Origin of the sequence: Methylobacterium sp. 10 (assembly GCF_000519085.1) — a bacterium.
Classification (GTDB): Bacteria; Pseudomonadota; Alphaproteobacteria; order Rhizobiales; family Beijerinckiaceae; genus Methylobacterium.
This window is the reverse complement of the sequence record NZ_KI912577.1, coordinates 2595181-2616687: the sequence shown is the minus strand read 5'-3', so window position 1 is coordinate 2616687 and position 21507 is coordinate 2595181. Positions and strand designations below refer to the sequence as shown.

21 protein-coding genes are annotated in these 21507 nt (G+C 66.4%); 7 read left to right on the top strand and 14 right to left on the bottom strand.

Going from position 1 to position 21507, the window contains the following annotated elements:
- Positions 1-31 precede the first annotated feature (31 nt).
- Positions 32-967: an MBL fold metallo-hydrolase gene (locus K368_RS0112085; RefSeq protein ID WP_027172644.1), complete on the top strand. Its 936-nt coding sequence runs from the start codon at positions 32-34 to the stop codon at positions 965-967.
- A 401-nt stretch (positions 968-1368) separates the two neighbouring features.
- On the opposite strand, the gene K368_RS0112080 is transcribed toward K368_RS0112085, so the two are convergent.
- The gene (locus tag K368_RS0112080) at positions 1369-2148 is read right to left on the bottom strand and encodes a DUF1499 domain-containing protein (RefSeq protein ID WP_027172643.1); all 780 of its coding nucleotides are present in this window, start codon (positions 2146-2148) and stop codon (positions 1369-1371) included.
- A gap of 156 nt (positions 2149-2304) precedes the next feature.
- On the opposite strand from K368_RS0112080, the gene K368_RS24500 reads away from it, so the two are divergent.
- The gene (locus K368_RS24500; protein WP_245259568.1) at positions 2305-2859 is read left to right on the top strand and encodes a MarR family transcriptional regulator; all 555 of its coding nucleotides are present in this window, start codon (positions 2305-2307) and stop codon (positions 2857-2859) included.
- On the opposite strand, the gene K368_RS0112070 is transcribed toward K368_RS24500, so the two are convergent.
- The 3 genes from K368_RS0112070 to K368_RS0112060 all read right to left on the bottom strand — a co-directional run bounded on the left by K368_RS0112070 (position 2847) and on the right by K368_RS0112060 (position 5816).
- A complete protein-coding gene (locus K368_RS0112070; RefSeq protein ID WP_051439852.1) occupies positions 2847-4355 on the bottom strand; it encodes an NAD(P)/FAD-dependent oxidoreductase in 1509 nt (502 codons plus the stop codon). The genes K368_RS24500 and K368_RS0112070 overlap by 13 nt on opposite strands.
- Before the next feature lie 202 nt (positions 4356-4557).
- Positions 4558-5292, bottom strand: coding sequence for an HAD family hydrolase (locus K368_RS0112065; protein WP_027172641.1), 735 nt, complete (start codon positions 5290-5292; stop codon positions 4558-4560).
- Positions 5289-5816: a hypothetical protein gene (locus K368_RS0112060; RefSeq protein ID WP_027172640.1), complete on the bottom strand. Its 528-nt coding sequence runs from the start codon at positions 5814-5816 to the stop codon at positions 5289-5291. The genes K368_RS0112065 and K368_RS0112060 overlap by 4 nt, the downstream gene beginning before the upstream one ends.
- Before the next feature lie 127 nt (positions 5817-5943).
- Between K368_RS0112060 and K368_RS0112055 the strand changes: the two genes are divergently transcribed.
- The 3 genes from K368_RS0112055 to K368_RS0112045 all read left to right on the top strand — a co-directional run bounded on the left by K368_RS0112055 (position 5944) and on the right by K368_RS0112045 (position 8965).
- The gene (locus tag K368_RS0112055; protein WP_027172639.1) at positions 5944-7329 is read left to right on the top strand and encodes an aminotransferase; all 1386 of its coding nucleotides are present in this window, start codon (positions 5944-5946) and stop codon (positions 7327-7329) included.
- 321 nt (positions 7330-7650) lie between these two features.
- Entirely contained in the window at positions 7651-7866 is a 216-nt protein-coding gene (locus K368_RS25570) for a hypothetical protein (protein ID WP_155935097.1), read from the top strand.
- Positions 7867-8026: 160 nt separating this feature from the next.
- Complete coding sequence (locus K368_RS0112045; RefSeq protein ID WP_027172638.1) at positions 8027-8965, top strand: metallophosphoesterase; 939 nt, start codon at positions 8027-8029, stop codon at positions 8963-8965.
- 214 nt (positions 8966-9179) lie between these two features.
- On the opposite strand, the gene sfsA is transcribed toward K368_RS0112045, so the two are convergent.
- Positions 9180-9908 (bottom strand): DNA/RNA nuclease SfsA, encoded by a 729-nt coding sequence (sfsA, locus tag K368_RS0112035; protein WP_027172637.1) that lies wholly within the window; start codon positions 9906-9908, stop codon positions 9180-9182.
- A gap of 136 nt (positions 9909-10044) precedes the next feature.
- Between sfsA and K368_RS0112030 the strand changes: the two genes are divergently transcribed.
- Together K368_RS0112030 and K368_RS24490 are read left to right on the top strand one after the other, a co-directional pair.
- On the top strand, positions 10045-10803 hold the full coding sequence (locus K368_RS0112030) for a molybdopterin-binding protein (RefSeq protein WP_027172636.1): 759 nt from the start codon (positions 10045-10047) through the stop codon (positions 10801-10803).
- Positions 10804-10849: 46 nt separating this feature from the next.
- A complete protein-coding gene (locus K368_RS24490; RefSeq protein ID WP_155935095.1) occupies positions 10850-11473 on the top strand; it encodes a hypothetical protein in 624 nt (207 codons plus the stop codon).
- 25 nt (positions 11474-11498) lie between these two features.
- Here K368_RS24490 and K368_RS0112020 read toward each other — a convergent pair whose 3' ends face one another.
- The 9 genes from K368_RS0112020 to K368_RS0111980 all read right to left on the bottom strand — a co-directional run bounded on the left by K368_RS0112020 (position 11499) and on the right by K368_RS0111980 (position 21445).
- Complete coding sequence (locus K368_RS0112020) at positions 11499-11678, bottom strand: hypothetical protein (RefSeq protein WP_018042405.1); 180 nt, start codon at positions 11676-11678, stop codon at positions 11499-11501.
- Positions 11679-11789: 111 nt separating this feature from the next.
- A complete protein-coding gene (locus tag K368_RS0112015; protein WP_027172635.1) occupies positions 11790-12224 on the bottom strand; it encodes a heme-binding protein in 435 nt (144 codons plus the stop codon).
- 192 nt (positions 12225-12416) lie between these two features.
- Positions 12417-13391 carry a CoA ester lyase gene (locus K368_RS0112010; protein WP_018042403.1) on the bottom strand — a complete coding sequence of 325 codons (975 nt, stop codon included), beginning with the start codon at positions 13389-13391 and terminating at the stop codon, positions 12417-12419.
- Between the two features lie 131 nt (positions 13392-13522).
- Complete coding sequence (locus K368_RS0112005; protein ID WP_027172634.1) at positions 13523-16282, bottom strand: phosphoenolpyruvate carboxylase; 2760 nt, start codon at positions 16280-16282, stop codon at positions 13523-13525.
- 210 nt (positions 16283-16492) lie between these two features.
- Positions 16493-17386 carry a succinate--CoA ligase subunit alpha gene (gene sucD, locus K368_RS0112000; RefSeq protein WP_018042400.1) on the bottom strand — a complete coding sequence of 298 codons (894 nt, stop codon included), beginning with the start codon at positions 17384-17386 and terminating at the stop codon, positions 16493-16495.
- Between the two features lie 18 nt (positions 17387-17404).
- The gene (locus tag K368_RS0111995) at positions 17405-18583 is read right to left on the bottom strand and encodes a malate--CoA ligase subunit beta (protein WP_018042399.1); all 1179 of its coding nucleotides are present in this window, start codon (positions 18581-18583) and stop codon (positions 17405-17407) included.
- A 180-nt stretch (positions 18584-18763) separates the two neighbouring features.
- A complete protein-coding gene (gene fchA, locus K368_RS0111990) occupies positions 18764-19405 on the bottom strand; it encodes a methenyltetrahydrofolate cyclohydrolase (protein ID WP_027172633.1) in 642 nt (213 codons plus the stop codon).
- A gap of 3 nt (positions 19406-19408) precedes the next feature.
- Positions 19409-20272, bottom strand: coding sequence for an NADP-dependent methylenetetrahydromethanopterin/methylenetetrahydrofolate dehydrogenase (locus K368_RS0111985; RefSeq protein ID WP_027172632.1), 864 nt, complete (start codon positions 20270-20272; stop codon positions 19409-19411).
- Positions 20273-20506: 234 nt separating this feature from the next.
- The gene (locus K368_RS0111980) at positions 20507-21445 is read right to left on the bottom strand and encodes a D-2-hydroxyacid dehydrogenase (RefSeq protein WP_027172631.1); all 939 of its coding nucleotides are present in this window, start codon (positions 21443-21445) and stop codon (positions 20507-20509) included.
- Between the last annotated feature and the right edge of the window lie 62 nt (positions 21446-21507).

Here is a 21507-nt window from a genome sequence, read left to right as displayed (position 1 = left end):
CGGATGCGAGTGTGATCGTTCCAGGTACCGCATGACCAAGACCAGCGACGACGGCGACACCGCGGTCGATCCGAACTTCGACGGGGCGGCGCCGGCAAACGGCGAGACGGTGAGCCTGTCGCCGCTGGTGCGCCGGCGGATCTGTCCCAACGCCAGTCCGTTCACGTCGAGCGGCACCTGCAGCTACATCGTCGGCCAGGGCGAGGTCGCGATCATCGATCCCGGTCCGGCCGATGCCGCTCACGTGGCGGCGCTGATCGCCGCCATTACCGGCGAGCGGCTCACCGCCATCGTCGTCACCCATACCCATCGCGACCACTCGCCCGGCGCCCGCCTGCTGCAGGCGGAGACGGGCGCGCCCATCGTCGGCTGCGGCCCGCATCGCGCCGCCAGACTCCTGGCGGAGGGCGAGTTCCCGCATCTCGACGCCAGCGCCGACCGGGACCACCGGCCCGACCGCCAGATGGCGGAGGGCGACACGCTGGAGGGGCCGGGCTGGACCCTGCGAGCGGTGGAAACGCCAGGCCACACCATGAATCACCTCGCCTTCGCTCTGCCGGAGGAAGCGGCCCTGTTCTCGGGCGACCACGTGATGGCGTGGTCCACCACCATCGTGGCCCCCCCCGACGGTTCGATGCGCGCCTATATGGCGTCGCTCGAAGCGCTGCGCGGGCGCGACGAGACGATCTACTGGCCGGGCCATGGCGGTCCGGTGCGCGATCCGCGCCGCTTCGTCCGTGGTCTCGCCGCCCACCGGCGCCAGCGCGAGAGCGCGATCCGTGCACGGATCGAGGCCGGGGAGCGCGATATCCGCTCTATCGTCGGCGTGATCTATCAGGGCCTGAGCGCGCCTCTCCAGGGTGCGGCGGCGCTCTCGGTCTTCGCCCATCTCGAGGATCTGGTGGAGCGCGGGATCGTCGTCACCGACGGCCCCCCGCGCCTCGACGGCATCTACAGGCCGGCCTGAAACCGGCATCGTGCGTGGGAGTGGGGGGGCTCCGCCAGCCTCCGCAGCCTGAGGGTCGCCCAACCACCCCACCTCCTCCTCACAAGGGCCGTTGGATTCACGCATTCGCGCGACGGCTGTTCGTTCATCCAAGAGGGTTCGCCGTAGGGCGCGACCGGCTCCCTCTCCTGGAAGGAGAGGGTTGGGGTGAGGTGTGGTCCATCTCCGGAGAGGTCACACACCTCACCCTGTCCCCCTCCTTCCAGGAGAGGGGACCCGCGCTACCTGCGAGATGTCTGGATATCGTAGCCCTTGTGGGGAGGAGAGCCGCGCATTCTACGGAATGCGTGAATATGGAGCCCTTCCCATAAAGGGAGCCCGCGTTTCCCCTGCAACCGAACCGACAGAGTCGGCCCGACCCCTTACTTGACGGCGATGGCGAGGTTGGCGACCTCGTCGAGATAGGCCCGGATGGTGTCGGCATTGGCGCCGAAATCGCGGTCGCCGATGCGGGAGGCGGAGCGCACGTCGATCCGGGCTCCGTCCGCCCTCGGTCGCACACGGACCGTGATGTCGCTGGCGAGGTTCAGGATGAGCCCGCGCGTCACCGCCTCGATCCGACCGTTACCGACACGGCCCCCGGGGCGGATCGCCTCCACGATCTGCCATTTGCGGTTCACCGCAGCCTTGCGGGCGAGTTCGAACGCTGCATTGGCGTCGAGGTCGAGGGTGAGCGGCGCGATCTGCAGATAGGTGGCGCGCTGCGCGGTTCGCGCCTCCGGCCCCGGATCGGGGGGATAATGTCCTTCGCGGGCCGCGAAGGCGGCATGCGAGCGCGAGAAGGCAGGCGGGTTGTCGGTATCGGTGGTCACGTCGGCGATGGCGGGGAGCCTCAGGCCGCGCAGCCCGACGAAGACCGGATAGCCGAGGGTGATCGCGGCAAGGAACAGGCCGGCGAGAGCGCTTCCCACTCCCCGTGCTCCCTCGCGCCAGACCCGGACGAAGGCGAAGACGGCAAAGGCGATCGCGATCACCGCCAGGACGAGGCCGGATGCCAGCGTCACCAGGGCGGGCCCCTCCTCCGCCCTCGGGTCGCGCACCAGAACGAGGGCGAATAGGGTGACGAGGACCGACAGGATCGCGGTCCCGCGCGAGAGCGGACCGGCGCGGGTGATGGGCTCCTCGATAAGCGAACGACGCATGATACGGGTGAAATCGCTGTCCGGGAGATCGCCGCGCCGTCGGGAGGGAGTGCCCGCGCGCCTGAGCCCAAAGCTTTACCGGGCCTCGCTTTCCGACGCCACCCGCGAGATGGCCGTGCTTTCGATGCCGCCCGCTTCTGCTATAGCAGCATCGCCATGAAACTCACCGCAGCGCCCGGAAATCCCGTCACCGATGCCCCATCGGACGACCCGCTGCGCGTCTGGTTCCGTTTCATCCGCCTCAACCGGAGGGTGACCGCCGCGATGGCGGCCGAGTTGCGCAGCCTCGGGCTGTCCATCCCGCAATTCGACGTGCTCTCGACGCTCACCGAACGCGAGGGCCTGACGCAGCAGGATCTCGCCGCGCGTCTCTACGTCACCAAGGGGAACGTCTCGGGACTGATCGACCGGCTCGTGCAGGCCGGTTTCGTCGAGCGGCATGCCATCCCGGGAGACCGGCGCTCGCACGCCCTCCGCCTCACGCCTGCCGGGACCGAGATCGCGGCCCGTGGCATCGGCGCGCAGAAGGCCTATGTCGGCCGTACCCTCGGCACCCTGGCACCGGACGACATCGCGGCCTTCGAGCAGCTCGTTCTGAAGTGGCGCGACGTGGCCCGCGCCGATTCGGAGACCTCATCGTCCTCTGCCCGCGCAACCGCGCCGCCGCCGCCCGCCGAACCCATTGATCTTCCGGTTGGTCAGAGTGACTGACGGATCACCGGTCGGCCCTCGGCCTCGACCAGCGGGTCGATCTGGCGGGCGGCCCGCAGGCCCGCCTCGATCGCGCCCTCGACCCAGCCGGTCTTCAGGCTGGTGAAGTCCCCGGCGAAATGGATGCGATCCTCGGGCGTCGTCCATTCGCGGATCATCCAGCCGCCCCCCAGGGGCGGTGAGCCGAACGAGCCCTTGATCCAGGGCTGCTCGGTCCAGGCGAAGTCCTTCACCGTGATCACCTCGTCGAACAGGTCGGGCATGTCGGCCCGGAACTGGTCGACCGTCACCTGAGCCCGCGTCTCACGGGGGCGGGCCAGGATCGCCTCGGCATTCGCGCCGTTGAGGTAGAAGAAGACGTTTCCATGCGAACCGGTCTCGTTGCCGGTGATGTCGATGACCCGCTCCCAGGGCCGGTCGCCGCCGGCCATCGGCCAGCCATGGACGTTCTTTGACAGCCAGGACGGCGTCCTGGTCTGGACGATGACCTTCACGGTCTTGTCCCATTCCATCTCGGCGAACATGCGCCGCTTGCCCGCCGACCAGGCGGGTTTCACATCGATCTCGGGAAGAACGCTGAAGGGGATCGTCGATACGATTGCGTCGCCGGAGAAGTCGCGGCCGTCGCGGGTGCCCACCCGGACGCCGCCGGTGGTCTGCTCGATGCTGACCACCTCTGCCTTCAGGACGATGTTGGGCGGGCCGATCGCCCCCGCCAGCGCCATGGGCAGGCGGTTGTTGCCGCCTTCGATGCGGAACACGTTCTGGTCGCCGAAATGATAGGCGAGGTCGGGAATGGCACCCAGGGCCTGCGACCGGCTGGTGAAGGTACCGCCATGGGCGTCGAGGAGCTGGCAGAACGCATCCGATGCACCGACGCCCTTCACGAGGTCGCCCACGGTGACGTTGTCGTAGCGCGCCAGGGAGTCCGGGTCGGGCCAGCGGGAATCGAGTACCGAATCGGTGTCGAGCCCGGCCCGGTAGAGATAGCGGTTCAGGCTGGTCGCGACGCTGACGTTGCGCTCTTCTCGCGAGACGGGCCAGGGCCAGTCGGCGAGGTCGGCGCCCGTCCCGGTCTGCCCGCCGAGCATGTAGCGGGGAAGGCCGTCGTTGAGGCTCAGGAGCGGCAGGTTGAAGCGCCGGATGTAGCTCAGCACATAGGGCATGTTGGACCGGAAATGCCCGCCGCCCGCCTCCGTGAACTGTCCGTTCTTCAGCGGGAGCGAGAGGAGCCTGCCGCCGATGCGGTCCTGATACTCGATCACCGTGACGCGGTGGCCACGGCGCAGGAGTGCCAGCGCCGCTGTCAGCCCAGACATGCCGGCACCGAGAACGAGCACGTGTTTCGGGGCTTTGCCCGTCTGAGCGAGGGCGGGCGAGGCGATGAAGGGCAGTGCCGCCGTGAAGGCCGTGCCGGCGACGCCACGGAGAATGTCGCGTTTCGTCGGAGCGACAGGGCTGCTGCCATCGAATCCGGCGCGGTCGTTACGGATCATCGTCGGGTCCTCACCGGAAAAGCATGGCGGGGGGCGCAACGGCGAGGCATCCGCGATGCGCCATCGCCCCATCGTCGTCGCGCGGCCGTATGAGATGGCGCGTGGCGCAACCAAGGGCCTCTCGATGGCGGTCCGGACTATGGTCGCGTACCGGTAAAAATTCCCCTCACATCCGTCCTGGGACGGCCGCCGATGGCGCCCGCTAATCGTCGATTCGGTCGAGCACGGCGGCGAGATCACCGATCGAGGCGATCACATGGTCGGCGAGCGGAGCCATGACCTCGCGGGCGGCTTCCCCCAGGGGGCCGCTCAGGACGGCGATGGTGACGGCCCCGGCGGAGCGGCCGGCCACGAGGTCGTAGGGCGAATCGCCGACCATCGCGATCCGCCCCGGTGCGACGCCGAGATGCATCGCGAAGGCTTCGACCATGCCCGGCTCCGGCTTGGCTCCATGCCCGGAATCGTAGCCCGCGACGTATGTTAGATGCGGTGTCAGTCCGAGAGCATCGGCCTGCGCGCGCGCCGAGGCTTCGGCGTCGTTGGTGGCAATGCCGAGGGCGTAACCTGCATCGATGAGACGCCGCGCGGTTCCCGCCGGGTCGCCGATGGGACACAGATGCGCCAGCCCCTCGCGCCGGAACAGCCGGTCCATCTCCCCGTAGAGATCAGGCCCCGCGGGCCGGTCGAGCATTTTCGCCCACAGCGGGCCATAGGCGGCCGAGGAACCGGCGATGAGAGGCGACGTCGGCAGGAAGCGCCGCTCCTCCTCGATGTAGTGGCTCACCTGCATCAGGTCTTCCAGGCGGCCCCGGTCGCCGCCGGCCAGGCAATCCATGACCGCATATGCTGCCGGCCCCCAGGTCCGGTCGAAATCGATGAGCGTGCCATCCTTGTCGAACAGGATGCCGACGAGACGGCGTGGGCGGGGCTGGTTCACGCGCCGGCCCTCACCTTCTCGACATCGAAGGCGCCGGCGCGATCTCGCCGCACGATCCGGTCGCCGGGCTCGAACACTCCAAGGGGGACGTCTCGGTCCGGCAGGATGACGGTGGTGGATGTGTTGAGATGAACCAGGACGAGGCGGTCCTGCGCCAGCGATGCGGCGGCCCAGCGCCGCAGCTGTGCGTAATACGGCTCCCGCCGCCAGGCGTTCGGCTGGCCGGGATCGACCTGGACATTCATGTTCTTCGTCACCGGATCGAGGGCGAGCACCATCTTGGCCCGCTCAGGCTTCCACTCGGCCCCGAGCCAGGCTTCCGTCATCCAGAGGCAGTGGAAGGCGCGGCAATGGTCCGGCCGCGTTGGATGGATGGCGCAGCCCCTCCCCTGCTTCGTGTGCAGGCACCATTGGCCGGCGACGCTCTCCACCGCCGGGACGTCGTAGACCTTGCAGCACAGGGTGCAGGTTCCGCAGGAGCGGCCGGGCGCCGGATGGGCCACGAAGGTTGCGGGGTCGAGCATGGTCCTGACGTTCCGTGCGAGGCGCTGCGGTGGCGGGATGGGTTTATGAAGGCGCGCCGGGTCGCTAGTGTGGCATCGCATGAACACGGGGCCGAACCGGCCCGCTTCCACAGGTAACGGCAGGCCCATGCTCTCGAACCTCGCGACCCGCGACGTCGAAACGCTGATCCATCCCTACACCAACCTTTCCACCTTCCGCGAGACCGGCCCCCTGGTTCTGGAGCGCGGCCACGGGGTCTGGGTCTATGACAGCGACGGTCGGCCCTATCTCGAAGGCATGGCCGGCCTGTGGTGCACGGCGCTCGGCTACTCAAACGAGGAACTGGTGGAGGCGGCGAGCGAGCAGATGTCGCGCTTGCCCTTCACTCACCTGTTCTCCGGCCGCAGCCACGATCCGGCCATCGAGCTCGCCGAGACGCTGAAGGAGCTGATGCCGATCCCGACATCGAAGATCTTCTTCACCTCGTCGGGCTCGGAGGCCAATGACACCCAGGTGAAGCTGACCTGGTATCTCAACAACGCGCTGGGCCGTCCGGCCAAGAAGAAGATCATCTCGCGGATCAAGGGCTACCACGGCGTCACCGTCGCCACGGCCTCGATGACCGGCCTCACGGCCAACCATGCCGATTGGGACCTGCCGCTGCCGGGCTTCCTGCATGTGGGCTGCCCGCATCATTACCGCTTCGCCGAGGCCGGCGAGACCGAGGACGCGTTTTCGCAGCGCCTCGCCGACGAACTCGAAGCGCTGATCCTGCGCGAGGGGCCCGATACCGTCGCCGCCTTCGTGGCGGAGCCGGTGATGGGAGCGGGCGGCGCCATCGCCCCGCCCGCCGGCTATTTCGCCAGGATCCAGGCCGTGCTCGACCGCTACGATGTACGCTTCATCGCCGATGAGGTGATCTGCGGCTTCGGCCGGCTCGGTACCTGGTTCGGCTCCGAAGCCCTGGGAATGCGGCCCGACAGCCTGTCCTTCGCCAAGGCTGTGACCTCCGGCTACATGCCCCTGGGTGGCATCAGCATCGACGAACCGCTCTACAAGGCGCTGGTGACGCAAAGCGCCAAGCTCGGGACCTTCGGCCACGGCACCACCTATTCCGGTCACCCCGTCGCCTGCGCCGTCGCGCTGAAGTCCATCGAGATCTACAAGCGCGACCGCATCATCGAGGGCGTCGCCGAGAAGGCCCCTCATTTCCAGGCCCGGCTCTCCGCCCTGGCCGATCACCCCATCGTCGGCGAGGCCCGCGGCATCGGTCTCATCGGTGGGCTGGAGATTGTCGCCGACAAGCGATCCAAGCGCCAGTACGAGCCGAAGGCCGGCGTCTCCGCCCGCTGTGTCGCCTTCGCGCAGGCCGAGGGCTTGATCGTCCGGTTTCTTGCCGGCGACCGGGTTGCGGTGTGTCCTCCCCTGGTGATCTCCCACGACGAGATCGATACGCTGTTCGACCGCCTCACTCGTGCGCTTGACCGGACAGAGGCCTGGATCGCGTCCGAAGGCCTGAAGGTAGCGCTTTAGGGCGGCGCTGCCTCAGAAAAGTCTAGATCTTCCGCGTCGCAATGAAGATCAGATTGCGCTGCGGGATTGTATTTTTTATTTTTCCAATATTGCTTGCGTGTGTCGCAAGACACGCAGCCCGGCCAGATGGAACTCTACCCTGATCATCTCTGGCCTATCCTTAAGCTCCCGTTCATGATCCTTCGCCGCATATGGATCTTGTGCCGCACAACGTCGGTCCGGGTCGAACCTCTCAAGGGTGCCCGAGAGACCGGCGTGATCGCCAACCAGACAAACGAGGATCTGGTGGCGTTCCGACACCGTGAAACAGGACCCGTTCCCATGTCCCGCCCCGAACTGAACCAGCGCGCAGCCATTTCGTCGACGCATCGTGCGTCCGGTCTGGTAACCGATCGCGAAGGTTTCCGCCCCGTGGCACTGCCCGCCCTCGCCGCAGCGGTCCACGTCTCGGTCTCCGCGGCCAAGGAAGCGGCCCGGAAGATCGCCGCCCGTCGGCAGGCCACGCGCTTCCAGCACGAGGACGCGCCTCTCGTCTGAGGTCCTTCCTTCCCCGAACGAATGCGTTTTGGCCAACCATTGCGACCAAGCCTCCATGGGCTTGGTCACCGACGCTCAACCATTGGAGTTCGGCTGCGCCGGGTTCGCAACGGCCGCAAATCGATGAACGCGCATCGACTCTGCGGTCGAGGACGATGACGTGTTGATCCTGCCGACGAGACGGCAGTTCTTCACCGGAATCGGTGCGAGTACGGCCCTCGTGGCCGCCACGGGCGCTTATGGCTTCGTGATCGAACCGCGCCATCGGCTCGTGGTGACGCGCTACGCTCCTTCTCTCCCCGGCTGGACCAAGGGGCTGAAACTACGGGTCGCCGTCCTCGCCGACTTCCACGTGGGCGAGCCGACGATGCCGCTGGACCGGATCGCCGAGATCGTCGATGCGACGAACCGGCTCGGGCCGGACCTCATCCTGCTTCTGGGAGACTATCCGTCCGGCCCAAGCGTGACGACGCGTAAGGTACCGCTCGTCGATTTCGCCCGGGTGATCGAGGGACTGCGAGCCCCGCTCGGTGTCCATGCTGTCCTCGGCAACCACGATTGGTGGGACGACGAGGTCGCGCAGGCGTCGCGGCGCGGGCCGGTCGAATCACAGCGGGTGCTGGAGGCGCGCGGCATTCCGGTGATGGAAAACACGGTGCTTCGGCTGGTAAAGGACGGTCGCCCGTTCTGGATCGCCGGACTAGGTGATCAGGAGCCGTTCCTGCCGCGAGGCGATCGGCGAGGCCGCGATGACTTGTCTGGCACCTTGGCGCAGGTGAGCGACGAGGCTCCGATCCTTCTCATGGCGCACGAGCCCTACATTTTTCCCGCCGTGCCGGGGCGCGTCGCGCTGACCCTGTCGGGGCATACGCATGGCGGCCAGGTCAGGCTCTTCGGCATGTCGCCGCTGAGCCCGTTCGCGCGCGGCAAGGATCTGACCTACGGGCATGTCGTCCTCGGCGGACGGCACATGATCGTCTCCGGCGGCTTCGGCGTCAGCCGTGTCCCGATCCGGATCGGGGTGCCGCCGGAAATCGTCCTTCTCGAACTCGGAAGCGTGCCACCGCCAGCATCAGTCGAGGCAGTGCCGCCCGCCTGACGTGGCGCTACTTCTTGGCGCCGATGCTTACGGTACCCTTGGTCGAAGGGGCTGCGGCGATCGTCTTGACGACCGGCTTTTTCGGCTTCTTCGCTTCGCGGCCACCGCGTGGTTTCTCACTCGCCATGATCGTCTCCTTGGATCGTCGGGACAAGAGCATGCCACGGATTCGGCCGCAGGCGCCATGAAATCGCGCGACGTCGGCGATGGTGCCTCAGGTATCCGTGCGACTGCGCGGCACAACCGGGATCGCGTCGGCGATGGTGATCCCGGTCGGATCGATGCGGCAGCGATGGGCATGGATCTCGACCCCGCCCGCCGCTGCCCTGGTAAAGGCCCGGTCGAAGGCCGGATCCAGGTCGCGCGCCACGTCGAACCGCTGGGCCTGCATCTGCACCACGATGATCAGCATCGCTCGGCCGCCCTGGGCGACGACCTCCGTCAGGTCGTCCATGTGCCGCGCGCTGCGGGCGGCGACACAATCGGGAAACTCGGCGAGGCCCGGCTGGCGCAGGAGGTGGCAGTTCTTCACCTCCACGTGGCAGGGCGGCACGCCCTCGCCCGTGGCCAGGAAATCGACACGGCTGGCTCGGCCGTAGCGCACCTCCGGGCGCAGCGCAGCGTATCCTGCCAGCGGCGCGAGACGATTCTCGGCGAAGGCTTCGGCAACGAGGGCGTTGGGCCGCATGGTGTTGATGCCAACCCATTGCAGACCACCGGGGAGGTCCGCCTCCACCAGTTCCCACGAGAAGCCGAGCTTGCGCGCGGGGTTGGACGAGGCCGAAAGCAGGACGCGTGATCCGGGCACGGCGAGGCCGAGCATGGCGCCCGGATTGGCGCAATGCGCGGTCACGAGGCGGCCATCCGCAAGCTCAATATCGGCGAGGAACCGCTTGTAACGCTGGACAAGCCGGCCCTCGATCAGCGGCGCTGCGAACTTCATCGGCGGAGACTCCACATCCGAGCGAGTACTCCGCCACTATCAGCAGCCTGCAGGTCGGACCAGCGAGCGGCCATGGTCAGGTGGGCAACGTCGCGCTACGTCGTGGTCCATCACCTTGCGCCCGCCACGGATCCCGATGACCGACCCCGCTCCCTCCCCCATCACCGCCGCGATCCTCGTCATCGGCGACGAGATCCTATCTGGGCGAACCAAGGACAAGAATATCGGCACCATCGCCGATTACTGCACAGCCGTCGGCATCGACATGCGGCAGGTCCGCATCGTTCCCGACGAGGCCTCGGAGATCGTCGAGGCGGTGAATGCATTGCGGACCCGCTACACCTACCTCTTCACCACAGGGGGGATCGGCCCGACCCATGACGACATCACTGCCGATTGCGTGGCCGCCGCCTTCGGCGTGACCATCGACGTCGATCCGCGAGCCCGGGCCATGCTGCTCGAGCGGCACAAGCCGGAAGACCTCAACGAGGCGCGGCTGCGTATGGCGCGTATTCCGCAAGGGGCCGACCTCATCGCCAACCCGATTTCCAAGGCCCCCGGTTTTCGCATCGGCAACGTCTTCGTCATGGCCGGGGTGCCGGCGATCATGCAGGCCATGCTCGATGAGATCGGCCCTACTCTCGCGACGGGCTCGCGCGTCTTGTCGGAGACGATCGAGGCCGGCAACCTTCCTGAAGGCAATTACGCCTCGGGCCTGGGCGAGATCGCAAAGGCTCACCCAGGGGTCTCCATCGGCTCCTATCCGTCGATGACGCAGCAGGGGTTCGCCAACCGGATCGTGGTGCGCGGCAAGGATGTCGCTGCGGTGGCCAGGGCCCGGGTCGAGATCGTCGCCCTCATGGCGCAACTGAAGGCGGCCGACGGCAAGGCATGACCGTATCGCTGCGGGGATCACCGGCGGCGAGGCTGCGCGCACCGAGATGAATACTGCCCGAGCGCTCGCGGACACTCCGGTTCAGCGGCTTGATGGCAGGATGATCCTGTGCCGCGACCCCATGGCGGGGGCGGTCCTCTCTCCGGAGCGTTCCGTGCTCGAAAACCCGTTCTCGTCCTTCGCCAAGCTCCGTATGCCGCCGATCCTGCTGGGATTCGTAGCGTTCGCGCTCTGTGGCGTGCCCGTTCTCGCCGCCGATTTCCCCGATCCCTATGGACCGCCGCGCGACTTCCCCGTCGAGCGGCGCCCCCCGCCTTCGATCGAGGAGTTAGGCCCGGAGCGCGGGGCGGCGCGTCTCATCGCGCCGTGCCGGGTCGTTGTCCGACGCCGGATTACCCCCGATGGAGAAGAGATCGTGAAGCGGGTGACGATCTGCGAGGAGCGGTCGGACCGTTTCCGGACAGAGCTGGAGCCGGATGGCGGATATGGCGAGGCGAGACCCTTGCGGCGCCCCCCGCTGCCTCCCCGCGACATTCCCTTCGTGGATGAAACGCGTCCCGGGCGAGGAGTCGATCCCCAAGAAGAGCGCCCGGCGGAGGAACTCGCCGGCGACGAGCGCCTGTCCGAAGAGCCGCCGCTGGAGGGTCGCGGACACAATCCGCGCTACTGAGGCGGTCGCGTCGGGCGCGGACGTATCAGGCCCGTACGACGGGCCGGGCTTTCACGGCTGCGGCCAGCGCCTTCAGTTGGCGGTTCAAATCCGCCAGTTCGTTGAGGGCGATGGTCCGGTGGCCGTCCTTGACCGCGCGCTCGATGTCGGCGACCTGCGCTGTGGCCATGCGCTTCAGTTCGGCGGCGAGTTGGTCCCGGGTCATCGGCGCTCCTGTCACGGCTCGGGGTGGTGGGACCGTGATAGGGCCCGCATGCTTAACCGACGGTGTTCATCGGGTGCGACGCACCCGATGAACCGTGCCCGTGATGCGGTATCATGTCCGCCAGGGGTGGGCGGGGAGTTCGGTGGCGCCGACTGTGCTGGCACCGGCGAGAGCCACGGCGTGATCGTTCTCTACGCTGGAGCCGCTGACGCCGATGGCGCCGGACATCTCGCCGTCCTTGTCGACGATCGGGATGCCGCCGGGGAAGGTGATCAAGCCGTCGTTGGAATGCTCGATGCCGAAGAGCGGGCCGCCTGGCTGCGACAGCTGGCCGATCTGCCCCGTCATCATGCCGAAAAATACGGAGGTTTTGGCCTTCTTCTGGGCGATGTCGATAGAGCCGACCCAGGCTCCGTCCATGCGGTAGAACGCCTTGAGGTTACCGCCGGAATCGACGACGGCGATACACATCTGGGTGTCGAGCTCCACCGCCTTGGCGCGGGCGGCCTCGATGGCCTTGTGGGCGTCTTCGATGGTCACGTGCATGATGGTTTCTCCCTTGTCGGTCGACGAGATCGGAGCCGTGTTGTCGTCTTCGCGTAGCGGAAGACAGTTACCCCGGCGCCTGTTCTCACGGCGACACACCGTGAACGATAGGACATTTCAGGCCTAATGCGAGGACGGCCGCTCCTTCCGGGAGCGGCCGTCCTGCGTAGCGACGTTAGCGAACCGACGAGATCAGCTCGCCGACATCGCGTTGGCCTTCTCGATCAGGGCCTCGGCCATGCGGATCGAGGCGATGTCGATGAGGCGGCCGTCCAGCGAGACGGCACCCTTGCCAGCCTTGGCGGCCTCTTCCATCGCCTCGAGGATACGGCGGGCCTTGGTGACTTCAGCTTCCGACGGGGTGAACACCTCGTTGGCGAGGTCGATCTGCGAGGGGTGGATCGCCCACTTGCCTTCGAAGCCCAGGGCCGCGCAGCGGCGGGCGGCGGAGGTGTAGCCGTCCGGATCGGAGAAGTCGCCGAAGGGACCGTCGATCGGGCGCAGGCCGTAAGCGCGGCAGGCGATCAGCATGCGGTTCTGGGCGAACAGCCAGGGGTCCTGCCAATGGGTCTCGCGGTTGCCGGCTTCATCCTTGTCGGTGAGCACGGAGAAGTCCTTGTTCACGCCGCCGATGACGGTGGAACGGGCGCGGGTCGAGGCGGCGTAATCGGCTACGCCGAAGGACATCGCCTCCAGGCGCTTCGACGACGTGGCGATCGCCTCCACATTGGCCATGCCCAGCGCGGTCTCGATCAGAACCTCGAAGCCAATCTTCTTCTCGCGCTTCTTGGCCTGCTCGATCTGGGTCGTCAGCACGTCGATGGCATAGACGTCGGCGGGCACGCCGACCTTAGGGATCAGGATCATGTCGAGGCGCGGACAGGCTTCGACGATGTCGACCACGTCGCGGTACATGTAGTGGGTGTCGAGACCGTTGATGCGGATCATCATGGTCTTGGTGCCCCAATCCAAGTCGTTGAGCGCCTGGATGATGTTCTTGCGGGCCTGCTCCTTATCGTCGGGGGCCACCGCGTCCTCGAGATCGAGGAAGATCACGTCGGCCTTGGAGGAGGCGGACTTTTCCATGAAGGTCGGGTTGGAACCGGGAACGGCGAGTTCCGAGCGGTGAAGGCGCGGGGTTGCCTGCTGGATCAGGGTAAAGCTCATCGGGAATTCCTTCCTTGGTTGGTTTCGTTGTGGGTGGTGAGGCCGCAAAACGCAGTTCACCATACCAGTCGTGAGGCGCTCGCGCGCCAGCCCCAGGGCCGTGTCCGACCCTCGGTATCCTGACAAAGGCTTCAGCCCGTCGCGCCAAAGCCGACGGCGATGCAGTTGATCGACAACAGCAACGCGGATTTCACCGCCTCGCGCTTGTCCTCATCTTCCTCGCCCCGGAAGCGGCGGAGCAACTCCACCTGTTCGCGGCTGACCTGGTTGATCGTCGGCAGCCGGCCGTTGAGGCGGTCCCGGAACTGCGGGTAGCGTTCGGCCAGTTCGCGGTCGCCGCTGACGCGCAGGGCCATCTCACGGGTCAGCTCGTACTCGGCCTCGATCAGCGGGAAGATGCTGTTGCGGGCGGCCCCGTCGGGCACGAGACCGGCATAGTCCTTCGCGATGGCGAGATCGACCATCAGCAGCGTCTTCTCGACCTCGTCGAGGATGAGGCGGAACGGCTTCGATTCGGCAAAGAGCCGCTTCAGCTGTGCTTCGCCCTGCGCCCCGCGCACGTCGAGGAAGCTCTTCAGGCCGGAGCCGACGCCGTACCAGCCGGTGATAACGTGGCGGTTCTGCGACCAGGCGAAGACCCAGGGAATCGCGCGAAGGTCCGCCAGGGAGCGCGCGCCGAAGCGCCGCGCCGGGCGCGAGCCGATGTTGAGGAGCGCGATCTCGTCGAGCGGGCTCGCGGCCTGGAAATAGGTCACAAGGTCGGGGTGCTGGATCAGGTTGACGTAGGCCGCGCGCGAGGCGCCCGACAGCGCCTCCAGCGTGTCGTCGAACTCGTTGCGCGGGATGTTGGCCGCTTCGCGCTCCGATTTCAGGGCGTGGTCGAACACCGATGAGGCCAGTAGCTCCATCTGATAGGCGGCGGTCCCGCGGTTGGCGTATTTGAAGGAGACGACCTCTCCCTGTTCGGTGGTACGGAAGCGGCCGTTGATCGATCCCGGCGGCTGGGCGGCGATGGCCCGGGCGGTGGGCGCCCCGCCACGGCTCACCGAGCCGCCACGACCGTGGAAGAAGGCGATCGGCACGCCCGACGACTTGCCGAGCTGGGTCAGCTTGTCCTGCGCCTTGTACAACTCCCAATTCGAGGCGACGAAGCCGCCATCCTTGTTCGAATCCGAGTAGCCGATCATCACTTCCTGCATCCCGCCTTGCCAGCGGGTGGAGCGACGCACGACGGGAATGGAGAACAGCTCCTTCATGATGGCGGGCGCAGCGCGTAGGTCGTCGATGGTCTCGAACAGGGGCACGATCGGCAGGCAGCAGATCTCGGTGCCGGTGGCATCGAGGAAGTTGCCGGCTTCCTTGGCGAGGAGATAGGCGCCGAGGATGTCGGGGACCGAGCGGGTCATCGACAGAATGAACGAGCCGAAGGCCTCGCGGTCGAGCTGCTCGCGCATCTCGCCCACGAGCGCGAAGGTTTCGAGCGTCTCGCGGGCATCGTCGGGCAGGCTTTCGAACGAACGCTCGCCATGCATCGGCTTCGCCAACTCGGAGAGCAGCCAGTTCTTCCACTCGGGAGATTCGAGGGCGGGCGGCGTCTTGTTCTGGCCGTGGCTCTGCTGCCACAGGGCGTGGAGCGTTTTCGTGGTGCGCGTGGTGTTCTCGCGCAAGTCGAGGCGCACGGTGGAGAAACGGAAGATCTCGACCATGCGACGCACGGGCCGGACGAGGTCGATGGCCAGCGACGGGCAGTTCGCGTCGGTGAGTCCGGCTTCGAGGTGGCGCAGGTCGTTGATGAGGCCGTCGGCGCTCGGATAATCTGGGCCGCTCGTGCGCTGCCCCTTGTTGCGCGCGATGGTAGCTTCGAGCTTGCGCAGGATGCAGGTGAGGAACTGCCGATAGGCCTCGCCCGGATTGCGGTTCGCTATCGCGCGCCCGTCGCCGCTCTCAGCGAGAAGCTGCGCGAGTTCGGACTTGAACGTCGCTGGAACCGGCAACGAGCGCTCGGTGAGCGATAAGGTTCGGCCGAGCGCCGTCACGCCGTCGCGGTAGCGCCTAAGGGAGGCCAGCGCATTGCGTTGGAGCGTGGCACGGGTCACCGACGAGGTGACGTAAGGATTGCCGTCGCGATCGCCTCCGATCCACGAGCCGAACTGGAAGAAGGCCGGCACCTCGAACTTCTCGTCCGGGTAGTATTCGGCGAGCGATTCTTCGAGCGAGTAGAGTACCTCGGGAAGCATCTCGAACAGGGTCTCGTCGAAGAAGTGCAGCCCCCAGGCGACCTCTCGCTCCACGGTGGCCTTCTCCAGATGGAGTTCGCCGGTCATCCAGACGAGCTCGATCTGGTCGCGCAGCTCGTTCATAAGGCCGTTGCGCTCGCGCTCGGTCCAGCGCGGCAATTCGAGCTCGCGCAGGACGAGGTAGATGCGGCGGAACTTCTCCAGCACCGTCACGCGCTTGCCCTCGGTGGGGTGCGCCGTGATCGTCGGGCGGATGCGTAGATCCTTCAGCAGGGCGTGGATCTCGGGTGCCTTGATGCCGTTCTTCACCGCTTCAGCAAGGACCGCGCTGAAGCTGCCGCCAAGCTCCGCCCGTCCCTTCGTGCGCTCCAGGTGCCGGCGCCGGCGCATGGCGGCGTTCTGCTCGGCGATGGAGAGCAACTGGAACCAGATGCCCTGCACCTGGAGGGCGCGGGCGAGGAGCTCAGGCGAGAATTCCGAGATGTTGGCTTGGCCCAGAAGCACGGCCTCCAGTTCCGGCTCGTGCCGGCGGGCGACTTCGAGCAGGGCGTGGAACAGGATGTCGAGCGCCTCCTTCGACGAGGTGCCGGTGATGACCGGCGGCGCGAAGGGATGGTCGAGGGTCCCGACTGGGGCGTGGAGGGTATCGGTCATCGGATGGCCACCTCGAACAGAGTTGAGCCGATGGCCGCCGGGGACGCGCGGGCAACGGTAATGAAGCGGCCGCCCCGCAGCATGGAACGCAGCGTCGGGGCGATCAAGCGGTGGTTTCTGCGGCTGGGTCCGTCGGCGGCCGGGCGGCGCTGCCCCTCTCCCGGTCGCTCCGCGACCACCCTCCCCCGCCGAGGGGGAGGGTTTACGCCTTCAGGCGGCGAGTTTGCGCATCACCTGTTCGACCGTGGAGCCGAAATCGCCGGGGCTAGGGGCCACGGTGAGACCGTAGGAGCGCATGATCTCGGCTTTCTCGGCGGCACTGTCGCCGGTGGCGGAGATGATGGCGCCGGCATGGCCCATGCGGCGGCCCTTCGGAGCGGTGAGACCGGCGACGAAGCCGATGACGGGCTTCGACATGTTCTCCTTGATCCAGGCCGAAGCCTCGGCCTCCTGCGGACCACCGATCTCCCCGATCATCAGCACGGCCTTGGTGTCGGGGTCCTGCTCGAACAGGGCGAGATGGTCGAGGAAGGACGACCCGTTGATCGGGTCACCGCCGATGCCCACCGAAGTGGTGATGCCGATGCCCTTCTCCTTCATCTGCGCCGCGGCCTCGTAGCCGAGGGTGCCCGAACGCGAGATCACGCCGACATTACCCTTGAGGTAAATGTGGCCGGGCATGATGCCGAGCATCGACTTGCCCGGCGAGATGATGCCGGCGCAGTTCGGGCCCACCACCATCGTGCGCTTGTCCTTGGGATAGCGGCGGAGATACCGCTTCACCCGCATCATGTCCTGGGCCGGGATGCCGTCGGTGATCGAGCAGATCAGCGCGAGGCCGGCATCGGCCCCTTCCATGATCGCGTCGGCCGCGAAGGGCGGGGCGACGAAGGTGATCGAGGTGGTGGCGCCGGTGGCCTCCACGGCTTCCTTGACGGTGTTGAACACCGGCACGCCGAGATGGGTCTTGCCGCCCTTGCCCGGGGTGACGCCGCCGACGATGTTCGAGCCGTATTCGATCATCTCCTTGGCATGGAACGTACCCTTATCGCCGGTGATGCCCTGGACGATGATCGGGGTCTTCTCGTCGATCAGAATGCTCATGACGTATCCTCCCCCGTCTCAGTGGTTGCGCTTGGCGGCGTCGCAGGCGGCGACGGCCTTCGTGGCGGCATCCGACAGGCTGTCGGCGGTGATGAGGTCGAGGCCGCTTTCGGCCAGGATCTTCTTGCCCGCCTCGACATTCGTTCCGGCGAGCCGGACAATGAGCGGCACGTCGATCTTCACTTCCTTGGCTGCCTGGATCACGCCCTGGGCGACCCAGTCGCAGCGGTTGATGCCGGCGAAGATGTTGACCAAGATCGCCTTGACGTTGCGATCCGAGAGGACGAGCCGGAAGGCCGTGGCCACGCGGTCGGGGCTGGCGCCGCCGCCGACATCGAGGAAGTTCGCCGGCTCGCCGCCCGCATGCTTGATCATGTCCATGGTCGCCATGGCGAGGCCGGCGCCGTTGACGATGCAGCCGATTTCGCCGTCGAGGCCGATATAGCTGAGATTGTGCTCGGCGGCCTGGGCCTCGCGCGGGTCGCCCTGCGAGGGATCGTGCATGTCGGCGATGTTGCGCCGGCGGAACATGGCGTTGTCGTCGAAGGACATCTTGGCATCGAGCGCCAGGACGCGGTCGTCCTTGGTGACGACGAGAGGGTTGATCTCCAGCATGGTGCCGTCGCAATCGCGGAACGCACGGTAGGCGTTCATGATCGTCTTTACGGCGGCGGAGACCTGCTTGATGTTCAGGCCGAGCTGGAACGCGATCTCGCGGGCCTGGAACTGCTGCAGACCGACGGCCGGCTCGACCACGACCTGGATCAGGGCCTCGGGCTCGTTGGCGGCGATCTCTTCGATATCCATGCCGCCGCGCTGGGAGGCGATGACGCGGACGCGTTCGGCCTTACGGTCGAGGACGTAGCCGAGATAGAGTTCGCGCTCGAACGGGTCGGCGGTCTCGATGTAGACGCGCTGGACAGGCTTGCCCTCGGGGCCGGTCTGCAGGGTGACGAGACGCTTGCCGAGGAGGTCCTTGGCGGCATCGCGGACCTCGTTGTAGGTCCGGCACAGCTTGATGCCGCCGGCCTTGCCGCGCGCGCCGGCATGGATCTGGGCCTTCACCGCCCAAAACGAGCCACCGAGCTCGGTGGCGGCATAGACCGCCTGGTCGGGGCTGAAGGCCACCGCGCCCTTGGGAACCGCAACGCCGAATCCGGCGAGCAGCTCCTTGGCTTGATACTCATGCACGTCCATGTGCGTTCTCCTCGGCGTTTTTCCCTGGGACAGACACTCTCGTAAATTCCACTTCACGGAAAGAGCTTCTGCTGTAATATTTTTTTACATTCTCTTTCACTCCGCCTTTAGCGACGGCCGGAATGTATTTTTTAGACGAAAAGGCCGGCTGAGTTTGGTCTCGCCGGCCTGTCGTTGCTTTTAGTTCACCTTGGCCTTTACGACCTCATAGATCTTTTCGTTCAATGGCCCTGACGATCCAAGAAACTCTTCGAGTTGCTTCAGTCGCTCATCGGCGAAACCGCGATCGTCCAGGCCCTTGGCGTTGACATAGACGTTGAGCGCGGCACTGCGCAGGCCGGCATGAGCCGAAAGGACCGCCACTCCGGCATCGGAGATGACGTTGAGGTTGCCCTTGTCGGCTACGGCCTCGGCGAGGTCGATGACCTCGCGGCAGGCGCGGCAACAGGCGAGAGGCACGTCGGTGGCGACCTTGAGGGCCTCTTGGATCCTGGCGGCACGGGCGACCTTCTCCTCGTCGGTGCCCTTCGGCAGGCCGTAGGCTCCCATTACCGCGTCGAAGGCCTCGACATCGTCGGCGATCATGCCGGTGAGTTCGGCCCGAAGGGCTTCGGACTTGCCGAGGATCTCCTTCAACTCGCCTTCGACCTCGACGTACTTCTTCTTCCCGATGGTGAGGTTGCACACCATGCTGAGAAGTGCGGCACCCATGGCACCGGAAATGGCGGCGGCTCCGCCGCCTCCGGGGGTCGGGGCCGAGCTCGCGAGCCCGTCGAGGAAGCCCTGGATGGTTTCGTTGGCAGGCGACGTCTTCTCGGTCATGGGTCAGGCCATCGTCTTGGCGAGGGCGTAGATCTCCTCGGCGTCGAACACCTTCTCGGCGCTGTCGAAGAGCTGGCCGACGCAGGCGCGGTGCAGTTTCAGTTTTAGCCCACCGATGCCGAGGGCGCCGAACACCTTCTTGCCGTGGCGCTCCTTGCCCTTGTCCATGGCGTCGATGCCGCCGAAGCCCAGAGGCGGCTGGGCATTGTAATCGGCAATGAACTCGATGCTGGCCTCGTCTTTCCAGTCGGCTTCGGCAAGAAGCTCGAGGCCGATGGCGCCGGCCGAGAAGACGAGGTTCTGGCCCTTGACGATGGCGGCGCGCGAGGCGGCGTCCGGCGTCGCGGCGGCACTGATCTCCACCTTGAAGCGCTTGTTGATGGAATCGGCGGCGGCCTGAGCCTTGTCCAGCGAGCGACCGCAGAGGACGACGGTGGCGCCCTCCTGTGCGAGAAGCGCGGCCGATCGCATGCCCACCGGACCGGTGCCGGCAAGAACCACGGCCTTTTTGCCCTGGAGCGACCCGGCGGCCTTCTGGACCAGCGCGACGCCCGCGGCGGCGGTGGTGTTCGAGCCATTGGAATCGAGCATGATCGAGACGCGGAAAGGACCGAAGAAGCGCTTCTTCACGGCCTCGAACACAGCCTCGCCGGCCGCCATGCTGCCGCCGCCGACGAAGATCGCCGTAGACTTTTTCTCGGAGCCGCCACGGGTGTAGATCGTGCCGTCCACCAAGGCGCCCACATTATCGGGAGTCACGTTGCCGTAACCGGTGATGTGATCAGCCCCGCCATCGTAGCCGACGACCACATCGAAGACGCTCGGAACGGTATCGGTGTCGAATTGGAACAGCAGCTTCTTCGTCATGTCGTTTCCTCTGTCCGCGTCGCTGCGCGGCTGTCATATGATTGGCGCGTCTGCAAAGAGCCGCGCGATGGTGTTTCCCGTCATGCCAGGGTGCCGCCGACGAGCCTATCGCCCAGACACTCGGTCGGCACAGATACGATCAGCGCCTGCGATCTTGGTGTCCGGGCTCTGCTCGATGGCCCTGGAATGACAATGGCTTTCGCCAGTCAGTCCCTCAGGTACGAAGCGTGAGCCTCACACCACGTTCTGCGGCTTGCCCGCAACATAGGCCTCGACGTTGTCCACGAGCTGGTCGGCCAGGATCTGCATGGCTTCCTTGCTGGCCCAAGCCACGTGCGGCGTGACGATGAGGTTCGGCAGGTCGAGCTCGCACAGGATGTTGCCGTTCTTGGGCGGCTCAGTGACCACGACGTCGAAGCCGGCGCCGCCGATCGTGCCGGCCTTGAGGGCTTCGGCGAGGGCCTCCTCGTCGACGAGCCCACCACGCGCCGTGTTGATCAGGATGGCATGCTTCTTCATCTTCGCCAGCTGCTCGGCGCCGATCATGTTCCGGGTCTCCGGCGTCAGCGGCGCATGCAGGGTGATGACGTCGGATTCCGTCAGGATCGTCTCGAAATCCACGAGGCCTTCCTGCGGGAACACGTCGTAGGCGATGACCTTCATGCCGAGCGCTTCCGCCCGCTTGGCGATGGATTTGCCCAACGCCCCGTAGCCGACGATGCCCAGCGTCGAGCCGGCGATGTCGTGGATCGGGTAGTCGAAGTAGCAAAACTGGGTGGATTTCGCCCAATCGCCCCGGCGCACGGAATTGGCGTAGGGCACGATGGCGCGCCTCAGGGCGAACATCAGCCCGATCACATGCTCGGGCACGGTGTTGAAGGCGTAGTTGCGGATGTTGACGACAGTGATGCCGAGTTCCTTGGCGGCGGCCTTGTCGACGACATCGGTGCCCGTGGCGGCCACGGCGATGAGCTTGAGGTCGGGCAGCTGCTTCAACGTCTCGGCGCGCATGGGCACCTTGTTGATCAGCGCGATCTCGGCGCCTTTCAGGCGTTCGACGATCTCCTCCGGCGTCCAGGTGGATTCGTACTCGGTATATTCGTGCGGGAAGCTGAACTCACGCACCTTGGCGTCGAGGGATTCACGGTCGAGGAAGACGATTTTGTGCGCCATTGGAACCCTCAAGCGACGTTCCGCGCCGAGCGCGGCGTTACGCGATACACGCTTCTATAGAC